This window comes from Segatella bryantii (assembly GCF_022024215.1).
Lineage (GTDB): Bacteria > Bacteroidota > Bacteroidia > Bacteroidales > Bacteroidaceae > Prevotella > Prevotella bryantii.
In genome coordinates, this window is the sequence record NZ_CP091797.1 from 536,591 (window position 1) to 548,997 (window position 12,407).

Here is a 12,407-nt window from a genome sequence, read left to right on the forward strand (position 1 = left end):
TAGTTCGCAAAGTACAATATTTTTTTTTATTTACCCTTGGTGATATTCTATCATCAGGGGTTTTTTATTTCCATATCTTAACCTTATACACCTAAGAAAAAGCGCTTATACACTCATAAATCGTGCTTTTATAGTAGTTTTATGCAATATAATACGTTTTGCAAAGTAAATGATACGTTTTGCAAAGTACTTTTTTGTTTTATTCCATATATTTGTCCGCAAGTAAACAAAATAATCTAATTACATAAACCTTAATAACATGTCTAAAAACTTTAGCAAAACAACCTTAATTGTTGGATTAGGTGCCACATTGGGACTTGTTAATCCACTCGGAGTGTACGCTGAGACAGGTGTTAATATGTCGCAATCCGTACAACAAGCTAAAAAGATTACAGGTACTATCAATGATTCACAAGGTCCACTGATTGGTGCCACAGTTTTAGAAAAAGGCACTCATAACGGTACTGTAACCGATTTAGATGGTAACTTTACGCTCAATGTCAAATCAGGAGCTACGCTTGTCATCTCTTATATCGGCTATGTAACCAAAGAAGTACAAGTAGGCGGTAAAAATTCGGTTCAAGTTACCTTAGAAGAAGAAGGTCGCAGCTTGAATGATGTCATCGTTATTGGTTATGGTACCCAGCGAAGAGAAGCGGTAACCGGTTCTGTAGCCAATGTAAATGGTGAAAAGTTAAATCAGATTGCTGCAACCAATGCTGCACAGGCTTTGCAAGGTAGAGTTGCCGGTGTGCTGATGACACAGACCTCTACCAAACCAGGTGCTGAAATGCAAATCAGAATTCGTGGTCAGCGCTCATTGACCGCAAGTAACGACCCTCTGATCGTACTCGACGGTATACCTTTCATGGGAACCATGAGTGATATCAACCCAGCAGACATCAAGAGTATCGATATCTTGAAAGACGCATCTGCAACAGCCATCTATGGTTCTCGTGGTGCCAACGGTGTTATTATGATTACCACCACCAAGGGTTACGAGGGTGCTCCAGCCAAAATTACCTATAATGCTTACGTCGGTTTCAAGAATACTTTCAAAAAGTATCCAATGATGGATGGAAAGAAATTTGCTGCGATGCGTAAGTATGCCGGTAAATATCAGAATACGATTGAGGAAGACGATAATACGAACACAGACTGGCAAGATCTGTTGCTCCGCACAGGTGTTACTACAAGTCATGACTTGGGCGTAAGTGGTGGTACAAAGGGTGGTAGCTATTCTATCGGTGCTGGTTATTATCACGATGAGTCTGTTCTCCCTACCCAGGGCTACGACCGTTATTCCGTACGTGCTAACTTCGATCAGAATGTAGGTAAATACTTCCATGTCGGTTTGACGACCAACAATAATTATAATATCACGAACGGTTCACAGGTAGGTATGTACAATGCTTTGAGTATGAGCCCATTGGCATCACCTTACGATGAAAATGGTAATCCAAAGCGTGTCGTTAATATGCCTATCGACCATACCTATATTTTCAGCCGTGATGTCGTAGAACATCTCGATGAACTTTATGTCAATGAGACACGAGCTTTCGGTAGCTACAACACCATGTTTGCCGAAGTGAAATGCCCTTGGGTAGATGGTTTAAGCTATCGCGTAAATGTCGGTTTAAACTACAAACAGTCTAAGAATGGTGCATTTACCGGTACTGGTATAGGCAGCGATAATGCAACCAGTCCAAACAACGCTTCTACACTCAATAATATTACGAAGAACTGGGCTATCGAGCACTTGATTACTTACGATCATACCTTTGCGAAAGATCATAAACTGAATCTCGTAGGTATGTATTCAGCTGAACAGACCCGTTTCGAACAGACCAACATGTCTGGTCAGCAGATTCCAGCAGAATACTTCCAGTATTATAATATTGGTGCAGCAGCTGGTGAAATAACCGTAAATCCGGGTAATCAGCGCTATTGGCAGAGTGGTCTGGTATCATGGATGGGCCGTGCGATGTATTCTTATGCCGACAAATATATGTTGAGTGTCGCTTTCCGTGCAGATGCTTCTTCCCGTTTGGCTAAAGGACATCAGTGGCATACCTATCCTGCTATCTCTGCAGGTTGGAATATTGCGAAAGAAAACTTCATGAAAGATTTGAAGTGGATTGATGCACTGAAGCTCCGTGTAGGTTATGGTGAAACCTCTAACCAGAGTATTAATCCTTATTCTACCTTAGGTGCTTTGAGTACACGTGCATATAACTTCGGTCCTACTACCTACAAAACTGGATATTATGTATCTACACTACCTAATACGGAGTTAGGTTGGGAGTACTCTTCTACCTGGAACTTTGGTCTCGACTTCACCCTCTTCGGTGGCCGCTTGTCAGGTTCCTTCGAGTATTACACCCAAAAGACCAACGACTTGTTGCTTTCTGTATCTCTCCCTTCTACATCGGGTGTAGACAGTTATACGGGTAATATCGGTAAGACACAAAATAAAGGTTGGGAATTATCATTGAACGGAACCATCATCGATAATAAGAATGGTTGGAACTGGGATATGGGTATCAACCTCTATCAGAATAGAAACAAACTGGTAGCTTTGGCTTCAGGTGCTGATCGCGATGAAGGCAACAACTGGTTCGTTGGTCATCCTATCGACTGTATCTACGACTATAATAAGATCGGTCTGTGGCAAGAGGGTGATCCTTATCTGAATATCCTCGAACCTAATGGTAACGTCGGTATGATTAAGGTGGCTTACCATGGTGAATATAATGAAGACGGCACTCCTACCCGCGCCATCAACGATAACGACCGTGAAATCATCAGCATGGAACCAGACTTGATGGGTGGTTTCAATACAACCGTAGGTTATAAGAACTTTGACCTCACTGTTATCGGTGCATTCCAGATTGGAGGTAAGGTTATCTCTACCATACACAGTGGTAATGGTTATCTCAATATGTTGTCAGGTCGTCGCGGTAACCTCGACGTAGACTACTGGACAGAAGAGAATACTGGTGCTAAATACCCTAAACCAGGTGGTATAACAAGTGGCGATAACCCTAAGTATGCCAGCACATTAGGCTATTTCGGTGCAGGTTATCTTAAAGTACGTGCCATCACTTTGGGATACAACTTTGATAAGCTAAGAGCCGTAAGAGATTTCGGTATCAGCCGTCTCCGCCTCTATGCTACTATCCAAAACCCATTCGTACTCTTCTCTCCTTATACCAACGAGTGTGGTCTTGACCCAGAAACCAACACCTTCGCTAACGATGGTAGTACATCAGCTGTTACCTCATGGACTGGAGCACATAAGATGCCTGTAATCGGTTATAACACACCATCTACACGTAACATCTTGTTCGGTATTAACTTAACCTTCTAAACGATTAACAAACATGAAAAATAAATATTTCAAAATATCAACTGTCAGCACGGTTCTCATGGGACTTGCGGTATTAAGCTCATGTAGCGATGTGCTCAATGAACAGCCAAGAAGTGATTATGACCCAGGTTTCTTCGAAAGTACTACGGGTGTTGAGGGTGGACTTACTGCCTTATATTCTTCGCTTCGCGATCTCTATGGTAATGCGTATTATTTTAACTATTGCGAAACAGGTACTGACGAATATACCTATGCACAGAGTGCAGACGGTAACTTTAAGGATGCCGACCTGACGAGCAAGGGGAGTATCCAGGCTGGTACAAGCCGTTCTGACGCCTTGTGGGGCACTGCTTTCCGATATATCAATAGTGCCAGTGGTGTTATTGAGAACGGTGAAAAGACCAATACGGATGTCGCTCTGATCAGCGAGGCTTATTTCTTCCGCGCATACTATTACTTCCAGCTGGTACAGGCCTTCGGTGGTGTACCATTGGATCTGGGTGCAGGCGAATTGAAATTTAATACCACTACGGCTCGTACTTCTGTTCGTAACACCGTTCCTGAGGTGTATACCCGTGCCGTCTTCCCTGATTTGGAGAAGGCTGTGGCGAATCTTCCTGAGACACCTCGCCTCACCGGTACCGCTACCAAGAATGTCGCTAAATTAGTTTTGGCTCAGGCATACCTTACTTATGCGTGGTGGCTCGAAAATCCGAATAATATCGCTACCTATCCTGAGTGTTCACGTACTGATCCTGATGGACACGATGCAAAATATTATTTCCAAAAGGCTTACGATACGGCTCTTGAAGGTATTAAGAATCCTGGTATCTATGGCCTGATGGATACTTATTACGAGACTACTTCGGGTGAATATGATCGCAACAAGGAGATGATGTTGTATGCTGACCATACCGAGACCAGCGAACAGTATAATCAGGGTAGTCTCACGTATGGTAGCGGTGGTGCTCCTGATAACTTCGTATCATGGATGGGCTGCTGGAACTATACCGTTATGGTATGTAAGAAGAAAGATGGCAGTAACATGAACCCTGTTCAGCGTGAAGCTGTTCAGGCATTGGGTCGCCCATGGACTCGTATGGCTACTCCTATCGATATCTTCCAAAACGAGTTTAAGGATAAAGTACACGATTCTCGTTATGATGGCACCTTCACCACTCGCTTCCATGGCAACTGGAATAAAGGTGGTATAGAAGATGCTGAGGTGGTTAATGCGAACGGCATGACTGTGAAGCCTGGTGATGTTATTTTGAGCTTCATCGATGAGCCACAAGGCGAAACTATCAACTATCCTGCTATTTCTACGGATGATCAGAAGAAGGATGGTAATCCTGGAGAAGATGGTATCGGCGCAGGTACCCTCCCTGGTCGTGCAGACTATGTTATCGGTACTGAGGGTATTAGCCGTCTGTGCTACCCTATGTTGTACAAGCAGGGTCCTTTCCGTACAGACAACGGTAACACCTTAGGTCAGCCAAATGCTGGTAGTACTCGTCCTTTCAACATTCTGAAGTTCTCTGAGTTCTATCTCGTCGCTGCAGAAGCTGCTGTGAAGGGGGCTACTACAGAAGCCAACTATTCTGCACGCGACTTGGTGAATACACTTCGTGCTCGTGCTGGTAAATGGGTATATAATGTAAACGATAACAAACCAGTAAGTGCCGACTACAGTAAAGAGATGGTTGACGCTACTCCTCAGGTCATCACCATCGATTATATATTGGATGAGCGTATGCGCGAATACTTTGGTGAAGGCAAGCGTCGTTTCGACTTGATTCGTACCCAGACTTGGGAGGATAAAGCTAAGACGTATCGTATTTGCGGTGACAAACCAGGTTTCCATACTCCAGAGACTCACACACGCTTTATCGAGAAGCACTTGTACCTCGCTCCTATCCCACAGGGTACACTAAATGCTCTCCAGATGACTCCTGAAGAGAAAGCTGCATATCAAAATCCAGGATATGACTTTAAATAAATATAGTTCAACAGATTAAGAGATGGAGTTCTGACCGATGGGATATCGGTCAGAACTTTTTTTTACTGGAAAGAAAAATATAAGAATATATTGTTTTTTAAATATAAATCTGTATCTTTGCACTAATTAGTCAACAATAAGGCACATTGAGACCATTTTTTTAGAAACGTGAATAATATATATAAAGAATAGCAACATCATAGAACGATAATAGAATTATTGTAAAAGGAGTTAAGCCATGAAATATATGAAACTCATATGGGGATTTGTCCTCTTTATTGCTACGCTCGACATGCAACATGGTTATTACGAATTCATTCGTTTAGCGTCAGCAGTATTTTTTGTCTATTATGCATTCTTCTATTTTAAAGATAATAAGAATGTTCTGGGAACACTCTTTACGGGACTGGCTATCCTTTTTCAACCTTTTTTCAAGTTTAAATTTGATAAACCGATTTGGAATACTATCGATATTGTTCTCGGAAGTTTCCTGATTATACTTTATTGTATAGAGAATGATTTGATTAAGAAAAAAAAGAAGTAGTCTTTATCCGTTTCATAAAAACTACTTCTTTTTTCATATACCTCGTGAATAGAACTTATTCCTTTTTATGGGATTGTCTTTTTGACGAAACTATCCATGTTTATTTGAGGCCTTTCTTTTCCTCGACAATCCTCTTTTCCTCGACATATTAATTATTTGACTAGCATCTTTTTCCTATTTTTTACGTATACACCGGCACGTGTAGGTTGCTGAACACGTACCCCCTGAACAGTATACCAAAGGTCATCAGAGTTTGCCGTCGTAGTATCTGCGATAGAAGTGATTCCCGTATTCACATGGTCTAAAGCTATCGAAAGTTCCCGATCGTTAGTTACATTCACGCGGTCGGTAAGATATGGAGACTGGTCGGTAAGCATACTCGCTATCATATCTTCGCCATACACAAAAAGTGGGAACATCGCAGCTGATTCACCTAACAAATTCTTAATGGAACCTAGGGTAGCGGTCAAATCGGTAATCACCCCTTCAGAACGTTCATTTAAATTTTCATTCCCTTCAGCCTGAAGGGTAGCTCCTTCTATCAGTCTGTCATAGATCGTTTCCAAACTTGAAGCCATCAACTGTTTCATGGATGCAGAAAGCGGATTCTGAGCTTCGAAAATCTTTCGAACACTCGACTGGAAACGTCCTTTGGCATAGTTTGAGAAATCAGATTCAGAAGCCAATCCTGTTACCATGCGAGTTTGAATGGTTAAAGTGCTCAAATCATCACTGAGTACCATATCTCTAAAGTCGCAAGGGTAAGAAATCAAACTGCCGGTTGAGATATCGTAGATTGAATTCTTTTCGCTGTCGACATAGTCTTTAGCAATATCGGAGGTGTGGAAATGACCTGTGAATACTGCGTGTACACCTGCACTGAGCAGTGAATCCTTTATCGTTTCGTGATATTCTGCCAAAGCCGTACTATTGAAAAAGTCTTCCTTATAGAAATGTTCGATGAGTCCATGGTGCATCATGGCGATGACCTTCTCACCCGCTTTACGCGCAGCAACAGCCTGCTGATATGCCCAAAGCAGTGTTCCGTCGGCTAATTTACCCTGACGTGAATCTATACAGAGCAACGTGAGCCCTTGAAAAGGCTTCACGATATAACTGAGCGAATGTTCGTCGCGTGCAGTAGCCTGCTGATACCCCATCGTAGCATATGTCTGTTCAAAAAATGAATCATCAGCCACCTCTACTGGAGTAACCACATCACCATCATAAGCTACCGCATTGCTATTCGTACCACGATCGTGGTTGCCTGGAACGACATACACTTGAATACCGGCATCCACCAGTTTCTGCAAGCCTGTAGCCACATAAGCATGACTCTGCTTTTCACCGTCTTTCGTCAAATCGCCAGCAACCAGCAACATATCAGGCTTTTCAGCCAAAGCGAAATCAACCATCCCATCGAAAATCTCCCAACTCTTGTCGACCATCTTTCGATCGGATGCCAGATAATTCTGCCATGCATTACCGGCATTGACCAGCAAAGCAGGATTCATGACATGCAAGTCGGTCCATAACATAATCTTTTTACCTGATGAAATAGATGAAACTGAACTGACTGTAAAGCCATTAGAGGCTGAAATAGATATTGATGCCAAAATTGCAACTAACATAGAAAAAAACTTCTTCATACATAAATACGCTTATATTGATCTACCCTAAAAAAACTAATAGCAAAGATACAATAAAAATTGAAACCGCAACATGATTTTTAATTTTTCGATTCGTATTTTTAATTTTTATAGCTAAAACGACTGTGTGCCATCCATTTAAGCCACATTTTTTCGGTAATAAAAGAGCGATTTTCTTGTTTTATCAATTTAAAAGCGTATATTTGCAATACAAGTTATTTTTTATATTACGCATTAAAAACACTATATTATGGCAAAAGTTTTATTGGTAACCGGTCACTCGTATCAAGACTATTCAGTAGCAAACAAGGAAATCGTTAAGCAACTTACAGAAGCTATTCCAGGTATAGAAGTGGATAATCTCGCAGAACTTTATCCTGACTTCAAAATTGATATTCAGGCTGAACAGCAGAAACTGCTGCAAGCTGATATTGTCATCGTACAGTCACCTTTATTCTGGTATTCGATGTCAGCACTTACGATGCGCTGGTGGGAAGAAACCTTCGCTCACGGGTGGGCTTATGGCAGCACGGGAACAGCACTCAAAGGTAAAAAGATTATATTCGGCATTACTGCTGGCGCTCCAACAGAAATCTATCAGGGTGGTAACTTGGGTATAACCGATCAGGATATCCTGAATCGCTTTAAGGTGAGCGCAGTCTTCTGTAATATGGAATATTTAGGTGGCGTCTTTACTGGAGGTTTACTCAATGCTGGTTCGGGGCATTTGTCTGAAGCTGCAGCCCGCGCTGTGCAAGAGCATGTCAATAAGATTGTAAAGCTCATCCGATAGAATAATCGTCATTTCAGTAAAATCTACCATCATTACATCATTTATTTCAAGCAAACATATTTGTTTTCCAAATAATATTCGTATTTTCGCATGAGAAAACGGAAGATATGATGAAATTATTACTGTGTACCTTTTTTTTATTTCTATATACATTGCATACTTGGGGCCATGGCACACAATCATTCAACTACTTAGAATCGTTGATTGGCAAACCGATTGTAATTCCTACCTACGAGAATGGCAATCGTAACTTGAAATATGTCTATGTTTCTGATGCATGGAATGATGGTACTTTTACTCCTGACGAGCAGGTCTCCACTGATATTCTGGGCAGACAGGTCGTAGTGCAAGAATATCGTTATATCTTCACAGGTAAGGTGGAGACTTCTTCGATCAATCTTCGTATTCGGGTGGATGATGAACTGGAGGATGTCATTTTGCATCTGCCCCTCTATTTGCATCGAAAGGATGGCAATGCTGCCAAGATTCTTGAAGATTTGTTTTACCAGAAACCGTATGATACCGATAAATCGCTCAAGGGAGAGATTATCGCCAACTATTATACACCTTTTGCTATTCGACTGCATGAGGTGCCCTTTGGACTTTTCGAAAAAGCCAAATCCTATTACCATCATCTGTACTTTATCAATGTGCACCAATGGTTAGCTCGCACACCTCATATCATGCGCGACCTCACCTTCCGCGGTTTTTCGTATCTTGATAAATATGCCAGTTTTACAGACTATGAGAAAGACCCTCATATCGTCTACCATATTCAGCCATACAAGGCGATTAATCGCGACCGTCTCGTAGCTGAGTTTATTTCGATGGATGATTATCGTATCAAACGCTATCTGGAAATCGAAAACGAGAGTACTTTCGACCATATCACCACACCAAGTGATTATGCCCGACAGTGCCTCCAAGCGTATGCTGGCGACAGTTTGTATCGTCATATCAACCAGCTCAAGGGGAAGACGTTTTACATTCGCCAATTGCCACAACAGAAGTATATGCCGGTTATCGCGAGAAATCAGCAGTTGGCTGGAATGAACGATTACGTAGGTGGTCAAATCTCTAATCGCTATTATAAAGTAGTAGGCATTCGCCCGGTTCTTCGTCCCGGCGAAGGGAGCAATTACTATTATATACCCTACCTCGTTCTTCAAGACAATGATGCGTTTAAGCCTTACAAAGGCATCGCCTTGACGAGCGACTCGTTGGCGTATTATCTGCAACCCGCTGACGGACATCCGCTTTCGGGTGTATCGGATAAAAACGAAAAGCAGCATTATTTCGACATCCTCGCCGACAAATATGGCGACAAAAATGCGAAATGGATTGTACAGGGTATGGTAAAACCAGACTTTACCAAACCGATGTGCGAGGCAGCGTGGGGTATGCCGAGAGACAAGACGAGCACCGTAACCGATAATGGCTGGTGGGAACTGTTTATCTATGGTACGGGTAATTATCTATATTTTAAGAATGGCAAACTGGCTGTCATTCAGTATTAAATAATTGGTTTTAGCTTATGAAATTACACACAAACAATCATTATCAAACATTTCGCACAAAATGGCTTTCTCTACGAACCAAATATACTTGCATATTGTTGCTCTTATTTTTTTCGGGCACCACGATGCGTGCTGATAATAATGCAGAAGAAGCCCGGAAACTCTTTAACAGTGTATACCATATGGTATTCGGTCCTGAAGGTTCCACACTGAGCTATGATGTCAATATCATCGGTTTATATAAGACGAAAGGCACCATCTGGTATAAAGGGAAGAAGAGTCGCTATGCCGAAGCCCGATATATGTCGTGGAATAATGGTGTAACGGCTTATCAGGTAGATAAGAAAAAGAAGACTGTAGGTATTTATCGGGCTGACGACGACAGCAAAGATAAATATTTGTCTAAGTTTAAATATGATCTCAACGATTATATCTATAGCTGGTCTTATTGCAAGGATGGCATTCAGATCTGTCTGAAACCGAAATCGAGTAAAATCTTTGGTATCCGTCAGGCAATTGGGGTAATCGATAAGAAAACTCACTACCCGCTTTACTTGCGTATCAAAGTGGCCTTCTTCTGGACGACAGTGAAGATTTTCGATTTCAAAGCTGGCAATATTCACGATTCTATCTTCCACTACCCTGCTGCTAACTTTAAGGGGTACACGATAGAAGACCATCGTAAAAAGTAAACGTATTTCCTATATAACCAGATCTGATCATTGTATATGAAATGATCAAATGTGGGCGACATCATGTTCTACAGAAACAGAACAGATGCCGCCCTTTATTCGTATTGATTCTTCTAAATGATGCAACCTGCATCCTTATATATACTTACAAAATACGCTATGCTTGGTTAGGGATTACTCGCTTTCGTGCTACTCCGATAGCCGAACGGGTACATACCAGTCGACAGAGGTGGCATCCCACACATTTGCTACCAATCAGTTTTGGTCTCCGTGTCTTGGTGTCGAAGGCGATAGCCTGATGCCCACCGTCCATACAAGCCACATAGCAGCGCCCACAACCGATACACTGTTCGTGATTAAATTGCGGATAGAGTATGGTATCGCGCTTTATCTGGGTATGACTGACCACCGTTTTCTGTGCTACACCGCTCAGTTTCTTCAACTGATCCATGTGGATGGCTTTCAGATAAAACTGTAAACCACTGATCATATCTTCTACTATACGATAACCATACTGCATAACCGAAGTCGTTACCTGTAGACTGTTAGCTCCTAAGGCGAGAAAATCTACGGCATCTATCCAACTCTCTATACCGCCCATACCACTAATATGCATATCGGCAAGTTCATCGCTGTGCCCCAAATCGCTGATAAAGCGCAATGCTATCGGCTTCACGGCTTGTCCGGAATAGCCGCCTACCATCGAGTAGCCGTGTACTTCAGGTTTAGCCACCAGACTCTCTAAGTCTACCCCTGTGATACTATTAATCGTGTTGATGGCCGCTATACCATCGGCACCGCCACGTTTAGCTGCAATCGCCATCGGTACCATGTCGGTGATATTCGGCGTCATCTTGGCTAGAATCGGCAAATTCGTACCTAAGCGTGTAGCACGGGTAAAGCGTTCTATCAGTGTAGCATCCTGTCCAATCGTGATACCCAACTTATCGTTTTCCATATTCGGACAACTAAAGTTACACTCGATGACATCCGCGCCAGCTTCCTCGCATTTTCGAGCGAGTGTGGTCCACTCTTCCTCATTTTGTCCCATAATAGAGGCCACAATCACCTTATTTGGAAATTCTGCCTTGAGCTGACGGAACACTTCCATATTCTCGTCTACACTATGATCGCTCAACTGCTCGATATTCTTAAATCCACAGAAGGCATTGGCATGGTTACTGATTGTACTGAATCGTGGAGAAGCCTCATGCTGAGGGAAATTGCAAATCGTCTTAAACGATACACCTGCCCATCCTGCCCGAAAAGCATTGGCTATCATCTCGTAATTGCTCGCTACCACAGAGGAACTGAGCATGAATGGATTTTCTAATTTTACACCACAGATATCGGTAGAGATATCGGGCATGTCAGCGGTTGAGGTCAACGCCTCATATTGCGAGAGCGACCCTTCTGTCAGATGATTCAGAATAGACTTGATCGGCAGCGGATAGGTGTGCTGATTCAAGACACAGGCCTGCTCACAAGGGGCTTCACAGGTAGCACAGGTCTTGCCATCCATCCTGTTTATCGCACCCATACCATTCGAGAAATATATCGAACGAAGGATATCGCCTACTGGCATCTGCTTGCAGCAAGAAGCCGTGCAAGGTGCATCATGACAAAGTAAACATCTGTTCACTTCAGAGATATCAATGAAGGGATAATTATCAAAATGAATCATAGTCAATAGGTGTTTTAAAGTTAACAATGCGAATAAATAACACGCGATGGCTCAATATATTACTTAAAGCTCAAAAAGAATTACTTCGTATACAAATATACTAAAAATACAGGTATAAACCAACGATTTAAGGCTCTATTTTAACAAAAATCGAATACC

At 42.2% G+C, this 12,407-nt stretch carries 8 protein-coding genes; 6 read left to right on the top strand and 2 right to left on the bottom strand.

Features of this window, described 5'->3' with window-relative positions; translation table 11 throughout:
* The first annotated feature begins 358 nt into the window (after positions 1 to 358).
* From L6471_RS02110 to L6471_RS02120, 3 genes are all read left to right on the top strand, one after another.
* Positions 359 to 3,370: a SusC/RagA family TonB-linked outer membrane protein gene (locus L6471_RS02110; RefSeq protein WP_373886437.1), complete on the top strand. Its 3,012-nt coding sequence runs from the start codon at positions 359 to 361 to the stop codon at positions 3,368 to 3,370.
* A 13-nt stretch (positions 3,371 to 3,383) separates the two neighbouring features.
* Positions 3,384 to 5,369 carry a RagB/SusD family nutrient uptake outer membrane protein gene (locus tag L6471_RS02115; protein WP_094448675.1) on the top strand — a complete coding sequence of 662 codons (1,986 nt, stop codon included), beginning with the start codon at positions 3,384 to 3,386 and terminating at the stop codon, positions 5,367 to 5,369.
* 238 nt (positions 5,370 to 5,607) lie between these two features.
* Positions 5,608 to 5,913 carry a DUF6804 family protein gene (locus tag L6471_RS02120; RefSeq protein WP_006283112.1) on the top strand — a complete coding sequence of 102 codons (306 nt, stop codon included), beginning with the start codon at positions 5,608 to 5,610 and terminating at the stop codon, positions 5,911 to 5,913.
* A gap of 152 nt (positions 5,914 to 6,065) precedes the next feature.
* On the opposite strand, the gene L6471_RS02125 is transcribed toward L6471_RS02120, so the two are convergent.
* Positions 6,066 to 7,562, bottom strand: a complete 1,497-nt coding sequence (locus tag L6471_RS02125; protein WP_237797162.1) for a metallophosphoesterase family protein — start codon at positions 7,560 to 7,562, stop codon at positions 6,066 to 6,068.
* Positions 7,563 to 7,812: 250 nt separating this feature from the next.
* Between L6471_RS02125 and L6471_RS02130 the strand changes: the two genes are divergently transcribed.
* The 3 genes from L6471_RS02130 to L6471_RS02140 all read left to right on the top strand — a co-directional run bounded on the left by L6471_RS02130 (position 7,813) and on the right by L6471_RS02140 (position 10,564).
* Positions 7,813 to 8,355, top strand: a complete 543-nt coding sequence (locus tag L6471_RS02130; protein WP_237797163.1) for an NAD(P)H-dependent oxidoreductase — start codon at positions 7,813 to 7,815, stop codon at positions 8,353 to 8,355.
* 107 nt (positions 8,356 to 8,462) lie between these two features.
* Positions 8,463 to 9,872 (top strand): hypothetical protein, encoded by a 1,410-nt coding sequence (locus L6471_RS02135; protein ID WP_237797164.1) that lies wholly within the window; start codon positions 8,463 to 8,465, stop codon positions 9,870 to 9,872.
* A gap of 98 nt (positions 9,873 to 9,970) precedes the next feature.
* Positions 9,971 to 10,564 (top strand): hypothetical protein, encoded by a 594-nt coding sequence (locus L6471_RS02140; protein WP_144263844.1) that lies wholly within the window; start codon positions 9,971 to 9,973, stop codon positions 10,562 to 10,564.
* 157 nt (positions 10,565 to 10,721) lie between these two features.
* Here L6471_RS02140 and preA read toward each other — a convergent pair whose 3' ends face one another.
* A complete protein-coding gene (gene preA / locus L6471_RS02145; RefSeq protein WP_237797165.1) occupies positions 10,722 to 12,248 on the bottom strand; it encodes an NAD-dependent dihydropyrimidine dehydrogenase subunit PreA in 1,527 nt (508 codons plus the stop codon).
* Between the last annotated feature and the right edge of the window lie 159 nt (positions 12,249 to 12,407).